Source organism: Shewanella sp. ISTPL2, assembly GCF_013283205.1.
Lineage (GTDB): Bacteria > Pseudomonadota > Gammaproteobacteria > Enterobacterales > Shewanellaceae > Shewanella > Shewanella oncorhynchi.
Genome location: NZ_JAAPAV010000001.1, coordinates 1,303,405 through 1,330,380 on the forward strand (window position 1 = coordinate 1,303,405; position 26,976 = coordinate 1,330,380).

The window sequence follows — 26,976 nt, forward strand, 5'->3', positions numbered from 1 at the left end:
TTGGCGTTTCTTATCGATTGTTATGGCGGTCATCTTAGCATCTACCCGCATAAATGACAGGAGGCGCGTGATGAGTTTGGCTCATGTTATTGGCCTCCTGTATTTTAGCTGTTGAGATTATGACGCAGGGCTTAAAAGCTGTAACACGCTTAACTTAAAGCCCGTATGTTCTTAATTTAAAGGTAAGGTAACAAGGATATCTACACCATTATGTTCGCTGCGATTACGGGCAAGGATTTGTCCTTGGTGGAACTCGGCGACCAATCGCGCGATATACAGACCTAAGCCTAGGTGGGGTTTATCTTGGGCTTGATTAATCCGTACCGACACCATGGAATCGAAAATCTGCTCCGACATATCAATGGGCAGTTCAGGCCCTAAGTTACTGATAAGCAGAGTTGCTTGCTTACCCACTTGGGTGAGTGTGACTTCGATAGCACTGTCTTTATGGCAAAACTCAATGGCGTTGGCGATAAGTTTGTCCATTAACTGGGCGATATATTCTGGCACACCTTGCATCATCAGTGGTTGCTCGGGCACTTTCACACTAAAACCTTGTTCTGGATAGGTCATTTGATAACCTTGCATACAACCGCTGACCACTTGTGAGAGTGGGAACTTAGTGATATCGGCCTGCGTTAAACTCTGCTCTAAGCGTGTTGCCTCGCTCATGTTGTTTAAAATCATGCTTAAGCGGCTGACACCTTCTTGGGCGCGGTCGACATATTTTTGCGTGTCTTTATCTAAGGTCTGCAGGTTTAAATGCTCAAGGGATGAACGCACCACAGCCACGGGCGTACGTAACTCATGGGACAGGCGCGACGACATGTTTTCTAGATAGTGAGTGTACTGACCCAGTCGCCCCACAATGCTAGAGAAGCTACGGGACAGATCGCCAATTTCATCCCGAGCCTTCGACGGTTTGAGGTGATTACGCACACGGCCTTGGCTGTCGATGGCATTTTCGGCTTCATCTCGCAATTTACGAATGCGGTTAGAAATACTCGAGGCGAAGAAGAACAGCGCCAAGGTGCCCATACTCATTATGGTCAAAATCACGTTAAAGAGTTTTTCCAGCGCTCGGTTGCGTAGGGTTCGAATTCCGTGGGTGGTTTCTTCGGCGACGACGGCACCCATCACATTGTTATCAATCCAAATGGGGCTCGCGGCGGCGAGTACCACAGCTTTGTTGTCTGGGGTTAACCGCCAAGTCGAACTTTGCTGACCCGCGAGGGCTTTTTGGATATGACTGCCGTCAAGCTCAGTGGAATCTTGTAAGGAATCAATAAAGTCTTTGGGCGGTTTAGTGAGAATTTTATAGTACAGCGGATGCAGATAATCACGCTTGAAGGTATCCCACAGCGCGGTGCTCTTTTCATCTTCTAAGGTGCGGGTCCATACACTGTCATTCGCGCGAATGTCGCCGGATTTTGCCAGTACGCGACCGTGTTTATCGACCACCCAAATACGTGAGCTATAGTGGCTCATGCCTTTGATAATACTTTCAATTTCCGGTGATGGTACCAGCACAGTGCCGAGATTGTCGACCGTATCTAAGGCCGAGGTGCCGACAACTGCAGCGACATCACGGTATTTGCTGTCGTTGACATCGGCAATGGCAAATCCGAGTTTGCTGCCGACCATGTCTAAGGGAATACGCAGCTCGACATTGTAGCCCACATCTGTCGTTGCCCATTGTCCTTGGATACGTACCTCAGGTGTAACAGGCACAGTTTGCTTAGGATTAGCGGGTAATTCGAAGGCGCTGATCCAGCCGGGTTGAGTCGTGGCAACGATATAGCGTTTGAATTTATTGTCGGGCGCGAGTGTTGCAATCGAGAGATGGTCGTTTCTATCGACACTTAGGGCATTTTTACCCCGCAGTACCACTGTTGGATCAATGACTTGAAAAAAAGCATACAGATAACCATCGTATTGGCCGACCATGTGGGTAAAGCTTAAGGTCAGGGGAGCGTTCGGATCGGCACGCATAATTTGGTGCGCCTCACCGTATTGGATAAATCTGTGCTGATATTCCTGCCATTCGTTGAGTTTGCCGTCGAGTAGAATCGCCCCCGCCAGTGGATAGGCGTATAGATCGCGGCTTTTTTCTACTTGCTTTAAAAAACTCGCTTGCCCATCGAACAATTTCGGCCGCTCGTGCAGCGCGGTGGCCAGTGCTTGAGTAGTGCCTTCTAAGGTGCGTTCTTGGCCGTGGCGAAGATACTTTTCCATTTCCCACACATATTGGTACCCCAGCCAAGGTAGGCAGAGCAAGAACAGGCTAAGGCCGATGACTTTAGTGCGTAGACCAAAGGGGAAACGTGTCATAAGTTAGGGATCAGCATTAATGGGTTTAAAAGTTCATTCATCCAAGGTTATCTGGTTCAACGCCGCGCGCTTAAAGGTTGGTTAAGCCATAGATCAGGCCAAGCTGTCCCAGCGATAACCCATACCATAGACAGTATCAATACAATCAAACTCTGGCGCGGTAGCGATAAACTTTTTGCGAATACGTTTCACATGGGAGGTGATAGTGCTGTCATCGACAAAGATTTTAGCCTCTTGCATTAATTCATGGCGACTGCGTACATGGCCTGGATGTTTGGCTAACGCATGCACCATCCAAAATTCGGTCACAGTAAGTTCGATTGGTAACTGGTTCCAATAGACTTGCATGCGGTTGGCATCAATGGTCAGCGGGCCACGTTCGAGCAGGTTTTCCTGCGCCGTTTGGCTGGCCGCAAGTTCAGATCGTCGAAATAATGCGGCTAAGCGTGCGGTTAAATGGGGAAAACTCACTTCTTTACTCAAGTAATCATCGGCGCCTAAACGCAGGCCACACACAGTATCAAAGTCACTGTCACGGGCGGTTAAAAAGATGATCGGCAGCGTGCTCGACATGGCGCGCAATGACTGACATAGCATAAAGCCGCCGTCAATTTCATTACCTAAGCCGATGTCGATAATGGCTAAATCCGGTAAACGGGTATTAAAGGCTAGCATGGCCGATGGTCTGTCGGCGTAGGTTTGCACGCTGTAACCGTGTTGTTGCAGCACGTCCTTGTAATTCTCGCGAATGGCCGCTTCATCTTCCACTATGGCGATACGCTTCATAGAGCCGTATTCCTATTGACTTGGGGGAGTAAGTTTTCGTGACTATACAGGATTTTACCCGAGAAAAAAGGCCACAAATGCAATTGCCATTTTGTTGCCACAATTGATAGTTGTATTGCCATTTTCCATCCCTGCTCATGCCATTCCACTTGTGTTTAATAGCCCCATTCAGTTTTGTACCCGTTTGACCTGATGTGGTGTTGAGTGGATTGCTTCAGGTACGAGTCCAAGCTCAGCTAATAATCAAAAAGGAATGAGATGATGAAAAAGACACTAATTAATCTATTGGTTTTGAGTTTATTAAGCACACCTGTAGCCAGTGTGTCAGCGCGGGTTTCACTTCAAAACCAAGTGATAGGACAAGACCTCACCCTAGAAAATGATGCCTATGTTAGCGGTATCGCGATGGATGACGAATACGCAAGCGAGGACGAACAACCAGAAGCCTTAATTGGCCTCGGTGGTGGAGCCTTAGTAGGGGCGTTAGTCGGTGGTCCAGTGGGGGCGATTATTGGTGCGTTCACAGGCACCTTAATTGGCAAATCGGTCAGCGATACAGACACTCTGCACGTTCAGCAAAGACAGATCCATTTGCAAGAGTCCCAGTTATCCGAGTGGAGTGTAAAACAGCAAGCCGCTGAAAAACGGGCGAGCGAATATACCAAGGCGCAGCAAGAGCTGGATGAGTTGCTGTCAGCGCAACGTCAATTGCTCAGTGAACTCGCCTTGGGGCTTAGCGTACAGTTTCGTACCGGTTCCTCTGAGGTTGAATCGCATTTTTTGCCCCAATTAGATGATGTGGCTGAGGTGATGAATTTGTCACCAGAACTCAATCTTGAGCTGAAGGGTTATGCCGACCGCCGTGGTGATGAGAGTTACAACCAAGCCCTTTCTGAGCAGCGTCTACTGGAGGTGCGTGGCTACCTGATTAAGCAAGGCGTCACTGCCGAGCGTATGACCACTCAAGCCTTTGGCGCTTTATCGCCTTTGCAAGCCGACCAAGACAGAGAATCGGATGTGTTCGACCGCCGCGTGACATTAACACTACAGCCTCATTTGGCCTTGACTGCAAGTCATGCTGCTGACTAGCGGTCAATTTAAGCAGTCCATTTTATGTCGTTCATATTAACGACAACCAACATCAGTTCATATTTGTTAATAGAGGAAGCCTTTGTGATGATCACAGGGAAAAGGGTAAAAGAAGTGAGTGAAGCGGTAGCTGTATTGCTGATCAGTGCCGCCGTGTGTTGGGGTTTGCCCTTTGTGGCATTAGCTTCGCCGAATAGTACCGGCACATTGTCTGCGCCACAGAATATGGCTTCGGCATTGGTCGGGCAACATAACACAGAGTCACACATCATTAATTACGACGATATTACGCAGGGGCTGTTGCTTTATCGTCAGCCGAGCGGTGCTTGGGTGCCATCTTTGCCGCTCGATACACAAGTGTCGATGCAAGTCTCTGGCTTAAGTAATCGCGTGAGCGTGAAACAGGTTTTTCGCAACAACACTGAATTTGTGTTGAATGGGCAATATTTGTTCCCGCTGCCCAATGAGGCTGCGGTGGATTCGTTGCAATTACATATAGGCCAGAGAGTGATCGAAGGGCAAATTCATCCTAAGGCCGATGCCAAGCAGATTTTTGAGCAAGCGAAAGCTGAAGGTAAACGTGCCAGCTTAGTGAGCCAAGAGCGGCCTAATATGTTTACGACCGAAGTCGCAAACCTAGCACCTCAAGAGGAGCTGATTGTAGAAATCAGCTATCAGGAGACCATTAAATATGAAGATGGTTTGTTTAGTTTACGTTTTCCGCTGGTGGTCGCGCCCCGTTATATTCCGGGATTAACATCGGATTCAAGTGCTAGCGACTCACATGATCCTATGGCACAGGTGCGACAATCAAGCCGAGTGACAAGTTCGCAGGTGTTTGATGCTGACCGGATTGTGGCACCAGTGCGGGACGGTGCCAGTGGACGCGATCCTGTGCTGAAGGCAGACATTCAAGTTTTACTCTCAAAGGGGGTTGATAAAGAGTCCATTGAGAGTCCTTACCATGACATCAAACTCAAGCAAGACAACAGCGGCGCGGTCGATGTATCGCTGGCGCAACGTGTGCCCGCTAATCGTGATTTTGTGCTGCAATGGCGAGTACAGCAGGGCACGAGCCCAATGGCTTGGGTGTTTAATCAGCAAGGTAAAACCCATAAGCTCGATGGCGAAAATCTGTCTCAGGATACACTTGAGACAAGTAAAACCAGCGGCGTAAATGATGATAATTACAGTCTCGTCATGGTGTTGCCTCCTAAGGTTGAAAAGAGTACTCAGCCGAGTTTGCCCCGTGAATTAATTTTAGTGATTGATACTTCGGGCTCTATGGCGGGGGATTCTATCGTTCAAGCTAAAAATGCACTGTTATACGCGTTAAAAGGACTGAAGCCGGAGGACAGTTTTAACATTATCGAATTTAACTCCAGTTTGTCTCAGTTCTCTGCAGTGCCATTGCCGGCGACTTCGTCGAATTTGTCACGGGCCCGTCAGTTTGTGAGCCGTTTACAGGCCGATGGTGGCACTGAAATGGCGTTAGCACTGGATGCTGCCTTGCCAAAATCCTTGGGCAGTGTATCGCTTGATGCAACGCAGCCTTTGCGCCAAGTGATCTTTATGACCGACGGCTCTGTGGGCAATGAACAAGCATTATTTGACTTGATCCGCTATCAAATAGGTGAAAGCCGACTATTTACTGTCGGTATAGGTTCGGCGCCTAATTCTCACTTTATGCAAAGGGCGGCTGAACTCGGTCGTGGCACTTTTACCTATATTGGCAAAGTGGATGAAGTCGATGAGAAGATCAGCGCCTTACTCAGCAAAATTCAATATCCAGTGTTAACCGATATTCAAGTGCGTTTTGATGATGGCAGTGTGCCCGATTACTGGCCATCACCGATTGCTGATCTGTACCGCGGTGAGCCTGTGCTCGTGAGTTTAAAGCGCAGCGCCCGTGAGCCACAGGAGTTAGTGATTTCAGGACGCCAAGGGCATCAAAACTGGCAACAGTCGCTCTCGCTGCAGGACAACTCCGCAGGATTGATGACCCATCAAGGTGCGGGTTTAGATTTGCTGTGGGCGCGTAAACAGATTGGTGCATTGGAGTTGAGTAAAAATGGCGCGAATGATGACAAGGTCAAACAGCAAGTGACAGCCTTATCAATGAATTATCACTTAGTCAGCGCCTATACCAGCTTAGTGGCGGTGGACTTAACCCCAATTGATTCAACTGCAATGAGCCGTGATGCCGTGGTTCGTCAGCACTTGCCCTTAGGTTGGCAACCTTTTGGCGCCTTGCCGCAAACCGCGACGTCAAGCCGTTTGGATATGTTATTAGGTGCGCTGACCTTGCTACTCGCTTTGATTCTTACGGGATCGATTCTTCGACAAAGACGGGAAGAGAAGGCGGCCTTGGTGGCACTTACCAGTGAACGATGAGTTAAGCGCGATGAGCAAAAGCAGAACACAGCGATTTTTAGTGGTGGGATTATTTTTAATTGGCGCAACATTGTTAGGAAAGGGACTCTATATGCAAGCTAAAGCACACTTTGCCCAGTATTTGATTGAACAGGCGTGGACTAAAACCTTGGCTGATGGTCAATCCCATAAGCCTTGGTCATGGGCGGATACTTATCCCGTGGCAAAGCTGTCTATTCATCGTGAACAAGTGGCGGCGAGCAACAATATTGAAGCAGAGCTTAATGACAGTTTATATGTTCTTGCGGGGGCTTCTGGGCGAAATTTGGCCTTTGGTCCGAGTCTGGTGTTGTCCAGTGCGCCAGCGGGGCAAAAAGGCAATACTGTGATTGCCGGCCACAGGGACACGCATTTTGCGATACTTAATGGCATGGCGGTGGGGCGTCGATTATCGTTACAAACGCTTAAAGGCAATCACATTATTTATGAAGTGGTGGCGACTCAGGTCGTACATGAAACAGAAACTCAATTTATGGCGCCATCCGATGATAATCGCTTAACGTTAATTACGTGTTATCCCTTCGATTCACTTCAAGGTGGTGCTGAACTGCGGTTTGTGGTGCAGGCGATACCCGTCGAAAATGAGTCGATGGAAACACTCGGTACGAATGTATCCGTTTCAATAGGGAGTGGCGTGCAAGGGAATATTGGAACTGTTTCTCGCAGTTTCAAACATTAATCTGAAATCGAATTTAAATCCTTCATATAGCTTTCAAAAAAATACTCCTTTGTTAATCATCTTAGCCTGAAGCTGAATTATCGGCTTCAGGCTAAGTTATAACCATCAGTTACTGATAGGCAGCACACGATTTCGTCCTAAGCGTTTGGCTTCATAAAGTAATTTGTCTGCCGCTTCAATCAATTGCATACCCGTTTGTTTTTCTTGCCATTGGGCGACGCCAAAGGAAGCACTGATATTATTGATGCGTTCATCTTTGCGTCTGTCTTTTAAACTGAGTTTTTCGAGTCCACGGCGCATAGCTTCGGCCAGTTGCCTTGCGATACGTAGCTGACTTTTAGGGACAATAATCGCAAATTCTTCACCGCCAAACCGATACAGTTTCGTGCCATCGCGGCAGGATTCCTGTAGTCGTTTCGCCACGGCGCGTAACACTTGGTCGCCGAGCTGGTGGCCATAGGTGTCGTTAAACACTTTAAAATGGTCGATATCGGCTAAGATCACACAAGTGCCTAAGGGGGCTTGGGCTATCATTCCTGCAAAATCAGTGTCAAAGGCGCGGCGATTAAAGCAGCCCGTCAGTGCATCGTAGAGAACGTCTTTTTCTGTTTGTTCAAGTTTTTTCTTTAGTGCGTCTATTTCGGTTTGAGCCTTCTGCAGCTGACCGGTAAAGAACTCTGTGCTCGAGCGAATATTGTCCGACTCTTTCACTAAGCTGCGGACCAGATCGAGTACTTGTTCGACGCTAAAGCCTTCGTCTTCGATGCGGTTGAGCTTTTCAAAATTACTTTCGATACGGGACTGGAAGTCATTGGCATCTAGATTGGTATCTTTGAGTGATTGGGAAAGCTCAGTCACCATAGCATCCAGATTTTGGCGCATTTCTCTGACATCGAGTTCAACTGGGTCGGCAACATATTGGCGATACAAGATTTCGCTACTGACAGGAGGGCAAGTATTGTATTGGGCAATAACAGTATCGAGTTGTTGATTTAACTCCGGATTTTGTTCACCAACATAAGTGTACCAAAGCGCATAGTTAACGGGGGTGGTCGGAATTTTATGTTTGAGCATCAGAGGCACTGCTTTTTTGAGGTTCAGTGCAGCGGCTTGTAATAACTCTAGCGACATATTGTTACCTTACTCAATGAAAATACACGGATATTTTAAAATTTCGCTATTTTTTATTCTGTTGCAGTCAGGTTTAGGTCAACGACAAAAATATCGGTCAGATGGAGACATGATTACCGTTTACTCTTGGATGTAGCGACTCCGTTTGCGCTAAGACTTCCATCATAAATTAAAGATGATATGGTAAAGTCTATCCTTAAAACCAAATAATGATAATAACTTGGGAGAAAGTTGTGAAAAATTTAATCATAACCACAAGTCTGTTGGCCACTATCTCATTACCTGTCTTTGCTGAAACGGCATTTGTGAAAAGTCTCGATCTCGTGCAATACCGAACCGATGTGAAAACCTTAGCGAGCGATGCTTTTGGGGGACGCGCGCCCTTGTCTGAAGGTGAGACGTTAACTTTAGACTATTTAGTGACAGCATTTAAAGATATGGGTCTCAAACCCGGATTTGGCGATAGCTATTTACAGGCGGTTCCTTTGGCGCAAATTAGTGCCGATCAAAACATGCAGCTTGATATCGGCGGACTTAAATTTGCCAATGGCAGTGAATTTACCGCGAGAACCCAAAGAATCGCTGACACCGTGAGCCTGAATAAAAGCGATGTGGTATTTGTTGGCTATGGTATCAATGCACCCGAATATGGCTGGAATGATTATCAAGGGTTAGATGTAAAAGGCAAAACGGTCATCGTTCTCGTGAATGACCCCGGCTTTGCGACCCAAGATCCAACAATATTTAAAGGCAATGCTATGACCTATTATGGTCGCTGGACTTATAAATATGAGGAAGCGGCGCGTCAAGGCGCTGAGGCCGTGTTTATTGTTCACGAAACAGCGCCTGCCGCCTATGGCTGGGGAGTGGTGCAAAATTCCAACACAGGGACTAAGTTTACTCTGGTCGATGCCAATAATAACCAAGGTCAAGTGGGCGTGATGGGCTGGGTTCAGCACGAGGCCGCACAAAAAATCTTTGCCAAAGCGGGATTGGATTTTGATACCTTAAAACGGCAAGCAGCTAAGCCAAACTTTAAGGCTATCCCACTTAAGCTGAGCGCGCAGCTCACGTTAAACAATAAAATTGAACGCGCCGAGTCCCATAACGTCGCGGCTTTACTGCCCGGTAAAATGCGCCCCGACGAAGTGGTGATGATGCATGCCCATTGGGATCACCTTGGCACTGTGATTGAAGACGGTAAGTCAGAGATTTTAAACGGTGCGGTCGATAATGCCAGCGGTGTGGCGGGGGTTTTAGCGTTAGCGCGTTACTTCAAACAGCAAGCTAGCACGGCACCACTGGATCGCTCGGTGCTCTTCAGTGCCTTTACTGCAGAAGAAACGGGTCTGATTGGTGCACAGCATTTTGCTCAGCATCCCAGTGTGCCAACTAAAAATATCGTCGCCTTTTTAAATATCGATGGCATGAATGTAAATAAAGGCGTGGATTACATTTTGCGCTATGGGGAAGGGGTATCTGAGTTGGAGCAATACTTAGATAAAGCCGCCAAAGTCCAAGACCGTTCGGTAAAAGCGGATCCAAGACCACAGAATGGATTGATGTTTAGATCAGACCATTTTGCGCTGGCCCAGCAAGGTGTACCAGGATTGTTATTTATGAGTCTTGGGGATACAGATCCTGACTATATTGCGCATAAATATCACCAAGGAGCCGATGATTATGATCCAAATTGGACGTTGGAGGGCGTGAGTCAAGACCTAGACTTGATCGCCAGTATGATAACCACCTTAGCGAATGGTTCAGATTGGCCCCATTGGCTTGAATCATCAGACTTTAAAGCCAAACGTGAGCAGGATGGCCGTAAATAGGTTTAATGGGTTGGATCATGAGGGCGTCCAGTAGGCGCCCTTATTTTTTAGCACTAATTTGGGGCCAGGGGTCGGGCAACTGTTTGAGCTAGAAGGGGTGTTTAATACAATATGGGAAGAGATTTTTATTGAATTAAAAGGAATAGCTGATAGAAAGCATAGGGCCAATAAAATTGTAATAGATGTTGTAATCGGCGATTTGAGTATCTTTATTCGGCGAATTTTGGGCGATATCAACGTCAACTTTATAGTAGTTATAGGCCACGCTCATACGCCAGTTTGGGGTGATTTGTGCATTAACCCCCACTTTAATATCAACCAGTTCGCCTTTGACATCATTGAGTTTGATGTAAAAATACTGTGCATGGCTGGTGATTTGCCAACCAGGAACAAATTCATACTGACCATATATGCCAATGTCGGGCAGTGGCGCAGTGACATTTTCGTCAACAATGCGCGGAATTGCTTGGCTACCGCAGACATTATTGAGTAATTCCGATGAAGCGCAAACACCAATCACCCCTTCAAAACCTGTCTTGATAAACATAGTATGTAAACCAAGTGATAGACCTACATCATAGTTACTGCCTTGAAATACATCATAGCCATAGCCGAAGCGCAGTACATCAATGTTTAAGGTTGAATTTAGATTACCGCCTGCTTTTATATCGTAAATGGTGTCGTTAATCTCGAGCTGGAAGGGTTTGGTTAAGGCTTGGGTTTCGGCGTTACGATGAAGCTGTTTCCAGTCTAGGTAGATATTGTGCCGTTCGTTAAAGTGATAATTTAACTCGATAAAGGGTAAAAATTCGTTTTCTGCAAGTTGTAGATCGGACTCATAATCTAAGGTGAAATTATTACCCGAAATAGGGTTAGTGACTTCCATATTGGTGTCTGATTGCGAATAAAAGCCGCCTAACTGAATAGTAAAATCATCGGCTTGCACTTGAGTGCTGAGCAGTGACGCTATGATTAGGGGTAATAGGCGGATCGACATGTTAAGGAGTGACTCCTGCATTATTCTTATTATGTTTAGCGATAAGGTCAGAATTTAGTGCCATAAAAAAACAACATTTGGAGTTTAACAGCAAATTTTTTAATGTGAACAAAATGTTTTAAAAAATGCAAAAAATTGTGATTCAAAACAAAAGTAGGGCTGGTTCTCGTGAGGTTGAATGAAATTTGAGTGAGCGATCACATCAATTGTGGATTGAAAGACTCAGGGCAAGTGTTTCCTGCCTGAATGGCTTTAGGATTGTTGCGTTATTGATGGGGCGAGATACAAATGGATATAGACACAAACATGGAGGAGAATCATCGATATTGAGAATATCTAGCGGTACGATCCCGCTAGATATTGATATGTCCTAGTGCTTCTATTTCGTCTCGATAGAGGACGCAGACGATAGAAGTGACGGGGTAGAAGTCTCAGCCTCTACGCTATCAGCTACGATTTTTGGGCTACTTGGTTCATCTTTATTAAACATGCCTAAACGGATGCGAATAAAATGCAAAATTTGCGCGGCAATATCCACATTCAAACAGGACTCTAAGCCCTCAAACCCTGGAGATGAGTTAGCCTCACAAATTTTGTAATGGCCGTTATCAAACAATAAATCGATACCTGCAACATCAAGATCGAGAATATTGGCTGTTTGGGTAGCAAGCCATTCAATTTCAGGAGTGATCTGAAATGGACGCGCTGAACCACCGGCACTGACATTGGCTTTGAAGCTGTCTTCTTGGCCACGCCTTTCATAGCAACCTGCCACACGACCACCAATAGTGAATACGCGTAGATCACGCCCATGACTGTTAGCGATAAACTCTTGCAGAATGATGTTAGCGTTTTTATTGGTCGCTTCAATTAACTGCATTAAATCGTCAAATTCACGCGCCTTATGGGATAAAAACACACCACTGCCCTGTGAGCCTGAAAGTGTTTTTATCACCACAGGAAAACCGAGATGGCGTTCTACGAGGGCGATATCGACGGGGAACTTAACCAACATGGTTTTAGGCGTAGGCAGATTTTTCTCGGCCAACAATTGTTGGGAGAATAACTTGTCTTTAACGATTTCAATGGCTTTAGATGGATTGAGGCAATATACCCCTAATCTTTCTAAGTGACGAATAATGGCTAAAGCAAAGTAGGTCGTGCCTGAGCCCATTCGCGGAATGATAAAATCGGGCAGCTCGACAGCTTGCCCATTCAATAAAATACTCTTGTTATCTTCTCTGGTGACAGTCAGATCAAATTCATCAGGTGCATAAACTTCCAACTCTATGTTATCGGCTTTTGCTGCCGCCAGTAGACGCTCAATTTCATACCATTCAGGTTTTAGCTGAGTCGCGGTTTCTTTATATAAAATCCAACCACGCATTTAGTAGCAAACCTTAATCTTCATTCTTTATCCTCGGGTTCAGGTTCATCCTGAACATCATCTTCAATATCAAATACAGCCTCAGCCTCTATTTCTATCTCGGGCTTGGTTTCAGGCAAATGCACTGTACCAACCACGGCATAAAAGGGTTTCCCCATGGCGAGCCTGCGATACTTTACCCAGATCTGCTCTAACAAGCTACTGGGGGCGATATTTCCTTTGGCGACTTCCACAAATTGGGCTTCATCAGAGGTGCAAGGCAGCGTTTTTCCTTCCGCTAAATTCTTCATCGCATGACCATGCAATTCAAGGAGTTCAGCTTCTTTATTGGTAAAATCGCCGCTTCGTTTAAAGCCTTTGGGGAAATTAGCATCGTCGTAGAAACGTTTTTGAGAGACAAAACTGGCAGCAACTGAGCCGTTAAACGTCTCAGAACCCTTGTTAGCGTTAAAAAAAGACTGTTCAGACATGGCAGATACCCTCTAGTTTTTGATATACAAAGATTTGCAACTGGAGTATTGGCTAGTATTATTGATTTATAAATCAAAAAAATTTGCCTATGTTGGTCAAGAATTTTTATGGATACCGATTTACTAAAAACCTTTCTCGAAGTCTCCCGTACTCGCCATTTTGGTAAAGCGGCAGAGAATCTTTATCTCACCCGAAGCGCTGTGAGCTTTAGGGTGAAACAGCTTGAGAGCATTTTGGGTGTCGCCTTATTTGAACGGCAACGTAATAATATTCAGCCCACGCCAGCAGGCGAACGTATGCTTGGTCATGCCGAGGCGGTGTTAACCGCATGGGAGCGGGCTAAGCAAGATGTTTCCCTCAGTCAGTTACAGTCGACTCAGCTTGCCATTGGTGCAGGGCCGAATATTTGGGACGCTTACTTGCAAGGTTATTTACAGGGACTGCATGTCGGTTTACCTGGCGTGGCGTTGCGCACCGAAGTGCTACCCGCGAATGCAATGACGCGTCAGCTAATGGACCGTACCCTAGATATTGCGATTTCATTCGATCCGCCAAAGCTTGATCAATTTGAGATAGTACAACTGGGGCAAATTAATTTGTTGTTGGTGTCGAGCTTAAAAGGTCAAACGGTAAAAGCGGTTGTGCCGGGGCAATATGTAAAAGTCGATTGGGGTACGGCGTTCAATATTGTTCACGCACAGGAATATGCCTCGCTGCCAGTGCCAACGCTGCACACGAGTTCAGCACGTATTGCGTTAGATTTCATTTTGAATAATGGCGGCTGCGCATTTTTACCTGAGCATCTAGTGCAACATGCATTGCGCGGCGGCGAATTGTATCTCGTCAGCGGCGCGAATGCCATTTCACGAAATGTGTATCTTGCGTATTGGGCTGAGAATGACCGCTTAGCCCAGATCAAACAAGCCATCGACTTTTTAAGGGACGATGGCTCAATGGTTGCTCATGCGACGGTTTAGAGACTAAGAATTAAAGCACTAGCGGTATTAATACAACCAGCCAAGTTAATCCACAAAGCGCAAGACTCATAAAGACGGCAGCCGAGGCAATGTCCTTGGCTTGGCCACTTAACGGGTGTATTTCACTGCCGACACGGTCAACCACAGCTTCAATCGCCGAGTTTAATAGCTCAACAATCAACACGATAAACAACGTGAAAATCAGCATAAGGCGTTCAATAGTGCTGATATCAACCCATAAGGCTACGGGTAACATGACTATCGTCAAGATTAATTCCTGTCTGAAGGCGGCTTCGTGGATCCAAGCGGCCTTTAGGCCCTTCATCGAAAATCCCGTCGCTCTGAATATGCGCTTAATACCGTGATTATTGGCTGGTTTCATAGTGTTTCCAATTGACGTTAGCGACAAAGCGCTGAGGTTCTGCTCATTCAAAACAGGGTGAATAAACCCTACTGTTGTCTTTGTTAACATTTGACTGAGTCATAAATTTGGCCGCAGTATAGCCTGAGATGAAAAGTGCATAAACAATTAACTGAGCAAATTTGATCATCAACATTCGTTGTTAACTTAGGGAGTTAGTGACTTTTGCGGTTATTTTAGTGCAACTTTAGCCGTGCGACCTAAGCTTGATGAAGGATATATTGCAGCGTGGGCAAGGGAATGACTCATACAAACCCGTTACGAAATTTAACATTTAATCAGTTCATCCGTTTTAGTGTTTTTAAGCTCAGCTTGCTCATACTTTGCGGTTTAACTCTTTCGGTTAACGCACAAACCTCACCACCTGCCATACAACTTGCTACCGAGTTTGATGCGACTCGATCTTCGCAAGATATTAATATTCAAAATTTTTTGATTAGTGAGAAACTCGACGGGGTTCGAGGTTACTGGAATGGCAAGGAATTATTCACTCGGCAGGGAAATGCCATCGCTACACCCATTTGGTTTACTGTAAATTTTCCGAATTATCCTCTCGATGGTGAATTATGGCTTGGGCGAGGCCAGTTTGAAGCGATGTCCAGTCTTGTTCGACAAACCTCAGCGAAGGATGATGATTGGCGCAAAGTGCGATTTATGGTGTTCGATGTCCCCAAGGCGAGTGGCGACTTTCAGCATCGCTATCAATTTGCGCTGACTGAACTGAGTGGCAAATCGAATTATCTTGAAGTCATAGTGCAGTTCCAAGTAGAAAGCCTTGAAGCCCTGTATCAAAAACTCGATGCCTTAGTTGCAAAAGGCGCCGAAGGCTTGATGCTGCATCGCAGTTCCGCGACTTATATCAGTGGCCGCAATCCTCATTTGATGAAGTTAAAACCTTATTATGATGCTGAAGCTACTGTTATCGCTTATATCCCTGGTAAAGGTCAATTTGCAGGGCAGATGGGCGCATTAAAAGTGCAAACCCCAGACGGCCGAATTTTTAGTATTGGCACAGGTTTTAGTCTCTCTGAGCGCCAACATCCCCCCGCAGTGGGCACTATCATTACCTATAAATATCTTGGTCTTACTGTCAATGGCTTACCCAGATTTGCCAGTTTCCTGCGGATACGCAGTGATGTTGAGCCAAGTAATAAAGCCACCGCAAAGTAAACATCATCATAATGTTATTCATAGATATAACTTTGCTTGCTGTCTATTAAGCCTGCCGCGAGCTGATACTGTGGACAACAGCGATGGCCGAGTCGTGTTTGCACCGAGCGCTAATCCAACTCTTGTTCGAGCAGATGGATTGCATAACTTTGGGTTAGGCTGTGGTGCTGATGACAATCGCGATTTTGTAAGGGGTAAGGATAACAAACTGATGTTTCACCTGTGGCGGTTTGACAATATGAAGTCACTGCCAAGATTAATTGAGGATGTGAACGTCGAAAAACGGTAACCCGTTACGGTCGAGTTTGACTGTGCTCCATCAATGGGGGGCGATTAAATTAGCAATATAGTATTTTAGGTCTGGCGTGGTGAGATTATCGGGACATCAACCAAAGTTAGTGGAAATCCCAGTATAGTTTGACTACAAACATCAATGGTTGTGGGCTGCTTGCCTTGCAAGGTTAAGTTGGTAAGATGTTGTTCATAAAGAAAATCAAATCGTTGTACATCTAAGGACATATATGGAAATTTCATTACTTGCCGATAATCCCTCTGCGATAGACACGGTAGCTAGTTGGTATTTCAACGAATGGTGCCAAGAGAATGGTAGTTATACCAAGGAGGAAGTCGTTGAAAAAGTCTCTGCTTCAATAAATCGAGATACCGCGCCTATTTTGATCATCGGAAAAGTAAATGGTGTTCTTGCTGGTTCAGCAGAGCTAAAAATTCGAGAAATGGACATATACCCAGAATTTGAATTTTGGCTTGGTGGTGTTTACGTCACTCAGCAGGCTAGGGGACAGGGTGTCGCCTCAAAACTTGTGAAAGAGATAATATCGCTAGCACATAAAATAGGCGTGAAAAAATTATATCTTCAAACAGAAGATTTAACTGGAGGTTTGTACTTACATCATGGGTTTAAGCCTATAGAACAAGTGAATTATAAAGGTATAAATGTATTGGTTATGGGCACAAACATCGGTGAATAACAAGTTTGTGAAGGTACACTGCGGCTCAATTGTGGGAAGCAAGTGGAACGATATGGTCATATTTCACAGGGCTACCTAAGTAGGTCAAAGCATCCCCAAATGGCATCATTTTTAATCTTAGAGTTTTCGTCAGTACAAGAAAATAGATTTCCTGTTTCAACAGTAAGAACCGGTTGTGTTCTGTTTCAGTCAAAGTGTTTATAAAGTCATTAGCAGGGCCATATAATCAGATGCTGAGTGACTCTTTACAGAATCTAATGATGAAAATGAGTCGAAATCTTCCAAACGTTAACAGATATTGTTGAATCAATGGCAACCAAATAAGAATAGGTCGCGCGTAGTTGCGACCGATTCTACGATCGCTTAGTCAGTGTTGGAGCACTGCCCACGCTTGGCTCTCGCAGACTTCAGATCAATGTTGAACTCTTGATATCACATTATGCTTTTACCGCTGTTATCGTCGTCTCGTGCGGCGGGCTTTTTTGCAAATAAAATAAACCTCCTGCCTCACGCTTGACAATAAGTGAAACGTAAACAATCTTTTAACATGGAATATTTTCAGAAGGTTACTTTTATTTCTGCATAATAGAATTATTTTCACTACGGGAACACAGGAGTGTTTAACCCTTCTACTGAGATAACTAGGTTTCATTTGAGGTGATCCTCAATGGATTATCTAGGCTCAAGGTATCGTGATAAAACGCAATCATGAAAAGGAATTTCAATGAAAGACGTTAATATTTATCCGTATCAATCAATCTGTTCAGACCTGCTCAGTAAGCCAGAGACTGCGATCAAAACAGCAAACTTCAATTTTAATATCCAAACCCATTTATTTGGATTTGGTTGAGGTGAAGTCTTGTTCGCTATTTGTATCGTGACATCACGCCTGCAGTGGCGGGTGTTGTGAAAACCTTGATTTTAAGTCGTTAAAGAAAGTGGAGTCGTAAACGATTTAAGCATTGAATAAGTCCCAATAACAAGGAGAGTTAATTTCATGTCTATCAAATCTTTTAGCTATAGTACGCTTTTTTTGTGTATGAGTGCTGCTGTACATGCAGAAGCACCAGTAGTGACAAAAGCAGCTATAACACTACCAACGTTAAGCCCTGTTATGCCGCTGGAAATCACAGCAAAATCCCCGGTCTCACTCGAAAGCCTGCAACATGATTTTGATGATTTTTCTTGGCAATCGTTTATTGCACTTAACTGGCCAGCAAATGCCGATGGCACACCCAATACTATGTCTACCATTGGGCAAAAAACTAACCAGCCAGTCGTGTGGCTGCATTGGAAGGAAAGCCGGGAGATTTTTTTACCCGATGGCGTAAAACCACCTGGGTGGGATCAGTCCAATAATGTGCCGGATGTTTGCAAAAGTATTGATCCCAAGTCCATTCCTCAAGGGACTATTTATTTAACGCAAGTAGGGAAGACCCCGAATGTGTTGGATGAAAGTGGTGAGCCTTTTACAACGGGTCCATTGATTGATCAAAACGGGCTTTATACCCGTTATGAAATATTAACCAATGAAACCATGTTCAATTTTATTTTGGACAATAACCTCTACAGTAAAAAAGGACAGAAACAGTTTAATGCCGATGTCGATTTTACCGCGAGCGACAGTAAAACTGGGCAGGTAGGTTCTATCATGCTTAAGGCCTCATGGATAAAAATGGGCGGCAAGTTTGATGCGACGAATTACTATACGACTTATGCGCTAGTTTATAACAATCCCGAAGAGCAACACTGGGTCAAGCCCGCGTGTGCGCTTGAGCAAGTCGGTCTAGTGGGGTTTCACATTGCTCACAAAACCACGGGTGAACCACAATGGATTTGGTCTACCTTTGAGCATGTCGCTAATGCGCCAACCCAAGGTGAGTCAGCATCATTGTCGGCATATAATTTTTACGATCCTAAATGTATTGACTGCAAAGTGAATGAACCCCCAGCACGCCCGTGGGATCCGGCAAACCCGCACACTAAACCAACTCAAGTTGAACGCGTTATTCCTATCACTGCCGATGCTAAAGCCTTAAATGCCAGTTATCACGCTGCACTCGACGCTGTCGTGCCGGGATCGGTATGGAAGAACTACGAATTGATCAGCACGCAATGGCCTACCGATGCCAAAAATCCCACCGATCCAACGGGCGTGCCTGCTCCCTCATTTTTAGCGAACACCACGCTCGAAACTTATATCCAAGGTTCGGTAAAGCAAACATCAAGTAGCTGTATGGCTTGTCACAATAATGCGGCAACCACTAACGGTAATTTTGCTGATTTCACTTACTTGCTGCAACGCGCGCAATAATTTACGAAAGGAACTCATCATGACTGATATTACAGGCGCGACTGCCGATACTATGAATAATTTTATTGGTTTGAGCGCGGTATTAACCGGCTTTGCTACCAGTATTATTGCCCCGACATTGGATCCCGTGGATATTAAATCTGAATACTTACCTGTATTTACGCAAAAAATAACCGAAGAATCGAAGGACCCAACTTTAGTGACTACTATTCTGCAAAAATTTGCGGCGTTAAAAGCGCAGCAATTATCAGATCAACAAATTGGTACGCAAATGCTGGCGCCAGACAACGGAGCTAATTTTGTGTTGGCCTGTCGTAAATTGATTTTTATGTGGTACTCAGGTGCATGGCCAACCATTATTCCCGTGACGGATACAGAGCCGGAAACCACGGTTAGCGATATGATTTCGGCAAAAAGTTATACCACAGGTTTAGTTTGGCAAGTTATGCAGGCGCATCCGATGGGGGATTCAAATTATCGCTATGGCTATTGGGCGAAACCACCCGCTGCACTGTCGGCATATACGGGTCATCAAGGAGGTGCAGTATGAGTACTCAAACCAATTACGATGTCATTATTGTGGGATCAGGTATTGCCGGCTCTATCATGGCTTATCAATTGGGGATGGCGGGGAAAAAAGTATTAATCCTCGAAGCAGGGCAGGAAGTGCCTGTTGACCGCAGTGGTTACATGGAAACCTTCTTTAAAGCCAATGCCAAAACACCTGAGTCACCTTATCCTCCAACCACACAAAATCCAGCTGCATCGACGGCGGATAATCCACTCGGATTGCCTGATCCTGCGAAGGAAAATGTGCCGCGTTATACCGTGTTGCAAATTGGCGCATGGCGCAATCCAAAGCAATGTTATTTCGATTACACGCCGCAACCAGAGCATTTGAAACCTGACAGCCCTGAAGCAAAGTTTGCTTTTGCGAGTTCCTATGAGCGTATTGGCGGCGGCACAACTTGGCATTGGCTAGGAACCAGTTTGCATTTATTGCCCAATGATTTTGAGTTGCAAACCCAGTATAAGCAGGGTGTGGATTGGCCTGGTGGAAAACAATTTTATCAGGCGCTGGTTCCTTACTATGAACAGGCGACCAATGAGATAGGTGTGGCCGGTGACAAAGAGGCAATGGATCAGCTTTATCGCGGATTTAATGTTTCACCGGATGGCGTTTATGGCGCGAATTACGATTATCCCATGCCTGGCATTGTTTCATCTTTAGTCGATCTACAATATGAACAAGCGGTGAGCGATATGGTGTATGACAATATTCAATTGTCGGTTACACCAACCCCTCAGGGGCGCAATTCATTACCGGGTGAACGCCGTCAATGTGCGGGGAATACAAATTGTATTCCCATTTGCCCAATCCAAGCCAAATACGATGCTACTGTGACGCTCGGGCGAGCATTGCAAACCGGTAATGTTGATGTGTTTTATCGTCACGTCGCGACAAATGTTCAAGTGGATGAAAACACAAAGGATGTTGTTGGTATTGATTATGTGACCTATCAAACTCACGGGGGGATCGCGACGGGCGGCGGTACCGTTACGGGTAAAAAATATGTGATTGCAGCTCACGCGATTGAGACGCCAAAATTATTGCTCATGTCTAAACGTAATAAAGCCTGTCCAAACGGCGTCGCCAACCATAGCGATCAAGTGGGGCGTAATTTGATGGATCACATTATGTATTTGGCCTGGGGTCTGGCGAAAGATCCTGTCTATGGTTTTCGAGGGCCTTTATCTACTGCGGGTATCGAAAGTTTACGCGATGGCGCCTTTCGTAAAGACCGTGCCGCCTATCGTATTGAAATCGGTAATGAAGGTTGGCAGTGGGCTGCGAACGATCCATTCACGACCTTAGCTGATTTTGTATTTGGGCAAAATAATTCGCAATTAAATGGGGATTCTGTCAATCAGCAGGGGATTCCATTACGGTTTGATCCCGCCATGTCTGCTAATAGCGCTTTATTTGGTGCCTCACTGGTGAATACCTTGAATGGTATTTACACACGGCAAATTCGTATGGGCTATTTAATTGAACAATTACCTGATCCGGAAAACCGTGTCGAGTTGTCGGAGACGCTGAAAGATAACTTAGGTTTGCCGCGCCCCAAATTAACCTATCGTGTACGCGAGGATTATGTGCGCAATGCGTTCGTGTCGGCTAAAGATATTTCGACCAAACTCTTTGACGCCCTTGATGCGCGGGAATATACCAAGGCTCCGCCTGCGCCGGTATTTTATGGTGATAAGAGTCAAGTAACATCGAATAATTTTGAATATCAGGGCCATAATTTTACGTTTTACGGTGCTGGACACATTGTGGGGACGTATCGAATGGGGGACTGCAGAGATACGTCGGTGGTGAATCCTCGTCAGCAATCTTGGGATCATAGCAATCTGTTTTTAGTCGGTAGCGGAGTGTTTCCAACGGTTGCAACGGGTAATCCAACCCTCACTTTGGCAGCGTTGGCATTCCAGGCAGCAGATCATGTTTTGGAAGACCTTAAAATAAGTTAAAAAGTTGTAATTGTTCATTAGCTTGCTGTTAATTCCCATTGAAAACCGCGTGCAAATTGGCGCGGTTTTTGGCTAACTGAATATACCTTCATATTACGCTAACTGGCATTTTCCTACTCATAATGCAGTTTATTGTCATCGTATTTAAAATCAAAATATTACAGTTTTTTTATGCTGATAATTAGTTTGAAAACTGTGCATGCGTGTGTTGTCGGATAGTATGTCTGATAGAAAACTGATAAGTTTCACTCAAACCGAGCGTTAATTGGGCGTGCTTTAATAAGCGAATAAAGTTAATTTTTACGGATATTTATCAAAAGGTTAGCTGAATACATGACTACTAAGAAATATATCGTTGTCAATCCACATGAAAGTGAGTTTCCTAACCCCATTACGTTCAAAAAAGGTGATTCTCTTACCGTTGGAGAAAAATATGCAGGTCCTGAAGGCTGGGATCTCTGGTTCCTTTGCACTACGCCAGGGCAAGATGCTGGTTGGGTTCCTGGTCAAGTGATTCAGCGCCTAAAAAATTCCAACGGGCTGGCGCTTGAGGACTATACGGCAAGAGAACTTAATGTGCATGAAGGGGAACAACTCATTGGCACACGAATGTTGAATGGTTGGGTATGGTGTATAAAAGCTGTCAGTGAAGAATCAGGGTGGGTACCATTAGAAAACTTGAAAGAAGTGGTAGATCCATCCCGCGACTAAAGCACCTTTGCCGTGCAGTCAAACCCAAGATGGTTCCTTGGTGTATTGTGCTAAGAGGATGATGACTGGCGGATATTGAGATCTTATATCAGGCACGCAGAAGTCACTGGCGAAAAAGTGTTTTTTAGCGCAAGCTTTCCGTTTCTATTAGTAAAAAAGCCAGTATATTCAATATACTGGCTTTAACTTTAAACTTGATGAATGAGCGTTATAAGCTGGAATATAAAAGTCATCAGCGTCTTGTCTTTAACGTCTTTAACAAACTCTGCGCCTTATATTCTAAATGCAGAGTGGCGGGCTGACTAGTCGTTATGACGTTTGCCTGAACGTTTAAGTCTCTCTGCTGCCAATTTGGCTTCTTTCTCTGCTTCTTTTTCGGCCATGATACGGGCGACTTCAATCTTTTCAAGCTCTGCCATCGCAGGCGTTTCTAGCGAGAGTAAGCCTATTTTCCCCGAGCGATATTCATGCAGTAATAACTCTGATGCCTTGTGCATATCGATGCGACCACCGGGACGCAGCGCACCACGTTTGCGGCCGATTTCCTCGAGAAGTGCAACATCATCTTTTGGTAATTCACTTAAGTTATAGCGCTCACAAATCTCTTTTGGATAAGCGGTTAAGAAATACTTGGCGGCGAACAGGGCCACATCTTCATATTCCATCGCCGTATCTTTAATGGCGCCAGTGACGGCAAGGCGATAGCTGCTCGCTTCGTTATCCACTTTGGGCCATAAAATACCTGGGGTATCCGACAGCACGATACCGTTACGTAAATTGATCCGTTGCTGGGTTTTGGTTACCGCAGGTTCGTTACCAGTTTTGGCGATAACACGGCCAGCTAAGGTATTGATAATGGTAGATTTCCCAACGTTGGGTATCCCCATGATCATAGTGCGAATGTCTTTTTCGGTTTTATCGCGACTTGGCACTAGCTTACGGCAGAGATCAGGGATTTTTTTCACCATTGCCGCTTGCAGCGTTGTGATCGCCGTGGCTTTGACGCCTTGCTCACGCTCTAAGTATTCAATCCATTGTGCGGTGATCTCTGGATCGGCCAGATCAGATTTATTGAGCAGTTTGATACAAGGTTTGTCGCCTCGAAGCTGAGCCACCATGGGGTTTTCGCTACTGTAGGGAATACGCGCGTCCAGCACTTCGATAACAAGATCGACCTGAGGCATTGCCTCTTCAATCTCCTTGCGTGCCTTGTGCATATGCCCCGGATACCACTGAATTGCCATGATAACGCCTTGTCCTAAATAACTTAAAGAACGGCTATTCTACCTTGAAGGTGGCGAATGTCATAAAAAAAGCGCCCTAAGGCGCTTTAATCGCTTAATCCTTGACTGTCTCTTGCGATTGTTACTTGGATTAATAGGCTGAATTAAGGCTTAGATTACCCCGAGTTCGCGCAATCTTTCCATCAGATAACTGTCAGCGGTATAACGTTCTGACAGCACTACAGCAGGGTTTGGATGTAAAAATAACGGCAAAGAGATCCGTGACTTGGTTTTATCCGTACCTTCAGGATTGATGACGCGGTGTGACGTCGATGGGAAATAGCCGCCAGAGGCTTCCTGTAACATGTCACCGATATTGATAATAATGTTGCCAAAATCGCTTGGAACATCTAACCAAGTGCCATCTTTGGCTTTCACTTGCAATCCAGGCTCATTGGCAGCAGGTAACACTGTGATAAGGTTGATATCTTCATGTGCTGCGGCGCGAATGGCGCCCATTTCTTCACTGCCCGTCATCGGTGGGTAATGCAGAATACGCAGTAAGGTTTTTTGGCTATTGGCGATCATTTCTGGCAATGGTATCGAAAACTTGGCTTTTACGTCTTCTGGTGAGTAGGTTTCGATCCACTCTAATAGTTCTGCAGCCAGTGCGTTGGCTTTATCGTAATAGGCGAGAATATTGGTACGTAGTGAATCGGGGATACGGCCCCAAGGGTACACGTGGTAGTACTCTTTAATGTCTTTGACTGTGTTGCCTTTGGCGGTTTCAGAAATCGACGCAGGGAAGAAACCGTCGTGGGTTTCTTTTTTAAACATATAGTCGTTTTTGGCTTCTGAATTAAAAAAGGCTTGCCACTCGGTGTAGATGTCTTCAACTAAGCGCTTATCAATCGGATGATTAGATAAAACACCAAAGCCAGTTTCCCGAAGTGATTCAACGAATTGCTGGGCACTGTTTTCAGCGCGATAATCAATGGTTTCTAATTTCATTTTGGTTTCTACTTGTTATATTTAGTTGTAATTTGACCCGCCGCAAGTGTAGCCGTGCGCTGATGTGGGTGCAAATACTCAGCGACTGTGATCTGGATCAACTGCCGTATTTTCCGTCATTTATGCAGTTGCTTATATGAGTACTTAATATGAACACTTATATTAGTACTTACTTGAGTGGTAAGATTTTAGTCACCAAATCCGTTAGTATGGGTATTAGATTTGTTGTGATTGGATTGATGTCAGCTGCATTTTGAAGCCGAGTGCAAGAAATCTTGCTTGGAGTGGGTCTTATGTTGGCTTCCTTATAAATCAGCTTCTTAATCAAAGAATATCGAAATACACAACGACGTGAGTCGAAAGGGCATTAATATGAATAAACTGACCGATAATATGAATAAACTGACCGATTTTGAACGCTATGTTATCGAAGAGAAAGGCACTGAACGCCCCTTTAGTGGTGAGTATTATGAGCACGATGCTAAGGGTTTGTATTTATGCAAAAAATGCCATGCCCCCTTGTATCGCTCTGAGCATAAATTTAATGCCCATTGTGGCTGGCCTGCCTTCGATGATGAAATTGCCGGCGCTGTAACCCGCCACATAGACGCCGACGGCCGCAGAACCGAGATTGTTTGTAGCCAGTGCGGCGGTCACTTGGGGCATGTCTTTGAAGGTGAAATGTTAACACCTAACAATATCCGTCACTGTGTTAACTCCGTATCTATGGTGTTCAAAGGGATGGATGATGCTGTTGAACCAGCACCTAATCACTTTGCGACTTTTGGTGCTGGGTGTTTTTGGTGCGTCGAAGCGATTTTTAAAAGCCTAAAGGGCGTGGTGAATGTCACTTCTGGCTATGCTGGCGGTGATGCCCATGATGCCGATTATAAATCTGTTTGCTCGGGCCAAACCGGCCATGCAGAGGTTGTGCATATCGAGTTCAACCCTGAGGAGATTGATTTTACGACGTTATTACAGGTCTTTTTTGAGAGCCATGATCCGACCACGCTTAATCGCCAAGGTAATGATAAGGGGCCACAATATCGCTCAGTGGTGTTTACCCATAATGCTGAGCAGATAGAGCAAACTACCGCTATGCTGACTCAGTTAGCAGCAGCCAAGGTTTTTGATGCGCCGATAGTGACCCAAGTTTCAGCATTTGATACTTTTTATCCCGCTGAAAATTATCACAATGACTACTTCGCTTTACACGGTGAGCAGCCCTATTGTCAGATGGTCGTGCGTCCTAAAGTGGAAAAAGTGAAAGCCTTGTTTGCAAGATTGCAGAAGGCTTAAGCGATTTAGCACAAGGTGTTAAATACAAAAATGCCACCGATAAAGGTGGCGTTTTTATGGGGTTTCTAAAGTGCAAAACCTAGTTGTTCTCTTAACAAGCCGCTTAGCTATCGATTTAACGATTAGCGTAACTTTTGATTCGCTACCGACGCAACTATCGGCTTTCAGTTAACCATTGGGCGTATTGTTTAGTGTAATAGCTGACAATCAAATCTGCACCCGCCCGCTTTAAGCCGATAAACGTTTCAGTCACCACCGCACGCTCATCCAACGCGCCCGCAAGGGCGGCAAATTTAATGCCCGCATATTCACCGCCGACTTGATAGGCGGCGAGTGGCAAGTGGGTTTCTTGTCTTAAACGGCTGAGCACATCTAAGTAGGGGGTGCCAGGTTTAACCATCAGGATATCGGCGCCTTCGGCTTCATCTAATGAGGCTTCTAACAGGGCTTGACGACCATTAGCATAATCCAGTTGATATCCCTTGCGATTTCCGCTGAGTTCACAATCAACCGCTGCTCTAAAAGGACCGTAAAAAGAAGAGGCGAATTTTGCCGAGTGGGCCAGAATCGCCACATGTTCAAAACCTGCGGCATCGAGCCCTTGGCGAATGGCTTTCACTTGACCGTCCATCATGGCCGATGGTGCTAACATATCAGCGCCCGCTTTGGCGGCTGTTATCGATTGCTTAACTAAATTTTCGACTGTGAGATCGTTGCAGACTTCATTATTGTGCACCACGCCGCAATGGCCGTGGTCTGTGTATTCACAAAAACAAATGTCGGGGATTACCATCATCTCAGGCACGGTAGCTTTAATGGTGCGCACCATACGGGCGAGTAAACCATTGTCGTCCCACGTATCGCTGCCCTTATCATCCTTAGTGTGGGAAATCCCAAAGGGCATCACATAGCGGATCCCGAGGGCGTAAAGCTCGCGAACTTCATCCGCCAGTGCGCTCTCAGGTAAACGGCTGATGCCAGGTAGCGTGGAGATAGGCACAGCATGGGTGATGTGCTCTTCAATGAACAGGGGATGGATAAGATCGCTTAGCGAAATATGGGTTTCGCGCAGCAGATCGCGCATTGCTTCTGAATTACGTAAGCGTCTTAAGCGACGCAATGGAGGCGTGTTTAACATGAAATGTCCTTATCGAAGGCGGGTTAAAGCAATCGTACAATACTAAGGGAAA

General features: G+C 45.4%; 23 protein-coding genes. 13 read left to right on the top strand and 10 right to left on the bottom strand.

What is annotated here, in order from left to right; genetic code table 11:
* Positions 1-171: 171 nt before the first annotated feature.
* The gene (gene pdsS, locus HUB64_RS05880; protein WP_028760269.1) at positions 172-2,331 is read right to left on the bottom strand and encodes a proteobacterial dedicated sortase system histidine kinase; all 2,160 of its coding nucleotides are present in this window, start codon (positions 2,329-2,331) and stop codon (positions 172-174) included.
* A 93-nt stretch (positions 2,332-2,424) separates the two neighbouring features.
* Positions 2,425-3,117, bottom strand: a complete 693-nt coding sequence (gene pdsR, locus HUB64_RS05885; protein ID WP_006081337.1) for a proteobacterial dedicated sortase system response regulator — start codon at positions 3,115-3,117, stop codon at positions 2,425-2,427.
* Positions 3,118-3,375: 258 nt separating this feature from the next.
* Between pdsR and pdsO the strand changes: the two genes are divergently transcribed.
* The 3 genes from pdsO to HUB64_RS05900 all read left to right on the top strand — a co-directional run bounded on the left by pdsO (position 3,376) and on the right by HUB64_RS05900 (position 7,318).
* Complete coding sequence (pdsO, locus tag HUB64_RS05890; protein WP_173496579.1) at positions 3,376-4,206, top strand: sortase-associated OmpA-like protein PdsO; 831 nt, start codon at positions 3,376-3,378, stop codon at positions 4,204-4,206.
* Positions 4,207-4,293: 87 nt separating this feature from the next.
* Positions 4,294-6,600 carry a marine proteobacterial sortase target protein gene (locus tag HUB64_RS05895; protein WP_173497889.1) on the top strand — a complete coding sequence of 769 codons (2,307 nt, stop codon included), beginning with the start codon at positions 4,294-4,296 and terminating at the stop codon, positions 6,598-6,600.
* Positions 6,601-6,610: 10 nt separating this feature from the next.
* Positions 6,611-7,318: a class GN sortase gene (locus HUB64_RS05900; protein ID WP_168823997.1), complete on the top strand. Its 708-nt coding sequence runs from the start codon at positions 6,611-6,613 to the stop codon at positions 7,316-7,318.
* Between the two features lie 105 nt (positions 7,319-7,423).
* On the opposite strand, the gene HUB64_RS05905 is transcribed toward HUB64_RS05900, so the two are convergent.
* A complete protein-coding gene (locus HUB64_RS05905) occupies positions 7,424-8,449 on the bottom strand; it encodes a GGDEF domain-containing protein (protein WP_028760265.1) in 1,026 nt (341 codons plus the stop codon).
* A gap of 209 nt (positions 8,450-8,658) precedes the next feature.
* On the opposite strand from HUB64_RS05905, the gene HUB64_RS05910 reads away from it, so the two are divergent.
* Positions 8,659-10,281: a M28 family metallopeptidase gene (locus HUB64_RS05910; RefSeq protein ID WP_173496580.1), complete on the top strand. Its 1,623-nt coding sequence runs from the start codon at positions 8,659-8,661 to the stop codon at positions 10,279-10,281.
* 133 nt (positions 10,282-10,414) lie between these two features.
* Here the strand turns inward: HUB64_RS05910 and HUB64_RS05915 are convergent, their stop codons facing one another.
* The 3 genes from HUB64_RS05915 to HUB64_RS05925 form a co-directional block, all read right to left on the bottom strand.
* Positions 10,415-11,278, bottom strand: a complete 864-nt coding sequence (locus tag HUB64_RS05915) for a hypothetical protein (RefSeq protein WP_028760263.1) — start codon at positions 11,276-11,278, stop codon at positions 10,415-10,417.
* Positions 11,279-11,657: 379 nt separating this feature from the next.
* Positions 11,658-12,665, bottom strand: a complete 1,008-nt coding sequence (locus tag HUB64_RS05920) for a RimK family alpha-L-glutamate ligase (RefSeq protein ID WP_105252744.1) — start codon at positions 12,663-12,665, stop codon at positions 11,658-11,660.
* Between the two features lie 20 nt (positions 12,666-12,685).
* Entirely contained in the window at positions 12,686-13,135 is a 450-nt protein-coding gene (locus HUB64_RS05925; protein WP_173496581.1) for a DUF413 domain-containing protein, read from the bottom strand.
* A 108-nt stretch (positions 13,136-13,243) separates the two neighbouring features.
* On the opposite strand from HUB64_RS05925, the gene hdfR reads away from it, so the two are divergent.
* The gene (gene hdfR / locus HUB64_RS05930; protein ID WP_173496582.1) at positions 13,244-14,113 is read left to right on the top strand and encodes an HTH-type transcriptional regulator HdfR; all 870 of its coding nucleotides are present in this window, start codon (positions 13,244-13,246) and stop codon (positions 14,111-14,113) included.
* Positions 14,114-14,123: 10 nt separating this feature from the next.
* Here the strand turns inward: hdfR and HUB64_RS05935 are convergent, their stop codons facing one another.
* On the bottom strand, positions 14,124-14,495 hold the full coding sequence (locus tag HUB64_RS05935; RefSeq protein WP_173496583.1) for a diacylglycerol kinase: 372 nt from the start codon (positions 14,493-14,495) through the stop codon (positions 14,124-14,126).
* Between the two features lie 279 nt (positions 14,496-14,774).
* Between HUB64_RS05935 and HUB64_RS05940 the strand changes: the two genes are divergently transcribed.
* The 7 genes from HUB64_RS05940 to HUB64_RS05970 all read left to right on the top strand — a co-directional run bounded on the left by HUB64_RS05940 (position 14,775) and on the right by HUB64_RS05970 (position 22,253).
* A complete protein-coding gene (locus tag HUB64_RS05940) occupies positions 14,775-15,704 on the top strand; it encodes a DNA ligase (protein ID WP_173245298.1) in 930 nt (309 codons plus the stop codon).
* Between the two features lie 70 nt (positions 15,705-15,774).
* Entirely contained in the window at positions 15,775-15,993 is a 219-nt protein-coding gene (locus tag HUB64_RS05945; RefSeq protein WP_173245296.1) for a hypothetical protein, read from the top strand.
* A gap of 232 nt (positions 15,994-16,225) precedes the next feature.
* Complete coding sequence (locus HUB64_RS05950) at positions 16,226-16,693, top strand: GNAT family N-acetyltransferase (protein WP_173245294.1); 468 nt, start codon at positions 16,226-16,228, stop codon at positions 16,691-16,693.
* A gap of 997 nt (positions 16,694-17,690) precedes the next feature.
* Positions 17,691-19,007 (top strand): hypothetical protein, encoded by a 1,317-nt coding sequence (locus HUB64_RS05955; RefSeq protein ID WP_173496584.1) that lies wholly within the window; start codon positions 17,691-17,693, stop codon positions 19,005-19,007.
* A 19-nt stretch (positions 19,008-19,026) separates the two neighbouring features.
* Entirely contained in the window at positions 19,027-19,557 is a 531-nt protein-coding gene (locus HUB64_RS05960) for a hypothetical protein (RefSeq protein ID WP_173496585.1), read from the top strand.
* Complete coding sequence (locus HUB64_RS05965) at positions 19,554-21,542, top strand: GMC family oxidoreductase (protein WP_173245285.1); 1,989 nt, start codon at positions 19,554-19,556, stop codon at positions 21,540-21,542. The genes HUB64_RS05960 and HUB64_RS05965 overlap by 4 nt, the downstream gene beginning before the upstream one ends.
* 333 nt (positions 21,543-21,875) lie before the next feature.
* Entirely contained in the window at positions 21,876-22,253 is a 378-nt protein-coding gene (locus HUB64_RS05970) for an SH3 domain-containing protein (protein ID WP_173496586.1), read from the top strand.
* Between the two features lie 302 nt (positions 22,254-22,555).
* On the opposite strand, the gene ylqF is transcribed toward HUB64_RS05970, so the two are convergent.
* On the bottom strand, positions 22,556-23,497 hold the full coding sequence (gene ylqF / locus HUB64_RS05975; protein WP_011919190.1) for a ribosome biogenesis GTPase YlqF: 942 nt from the start codon (positions 23,495-23,497) through the stop codon (positions 22,556-22,558).
* A gap of 150 nt (positions 23,498-23,647) precedes the next feature.
* On the bottom strand, positions 23,648-24,487 hold the full coding sequence (locus HUB64_RS05980) for an isopenicillin N synthase family oxygenase (RefSeq protein WP_173245279.1): 840 nt from the start codon (positions 24,485-24,487) through the stop codon (positions 23,648-23,650).
* A 393-nt stretch (positions 24,488-24,880) separates the two neighbouring features.
* On the opposite strand from HUB64_RS05980, the gene HUB64_RS05985 reads away from it, so the two are divergent.
* A complete protein-coding gene (locus HUB64_RS05985) occupies positions 24,881-25,786 on the top strand; it encodes a bifunctional methionine sulfoxide reductase B/A protein (RefSeq protein ID WP_173248648.1) in 906 nt (301 codons plus the stop codon).
* A gap of 154 nt (positions 25,787-25,940) precedes the next feature.
* Here HUB64_RS05985 and hemB read toward each other — a convergent pair whose 3' ends face one another.
* Positions 25,941-26,924: a porphobilinogen synthase gene (hemB, locus tag HUB64_RS05990; RefSeq protein WP_028760201.1), complete on the bottom strand. Its 984-nt coding sequence runs from the start codon at positions 26,922-26,924 to the stop codon at positions 25,941-25,943.
* Between the last annotated feature and the right edge of the window lie 52 nt (positions 26,925-26,976).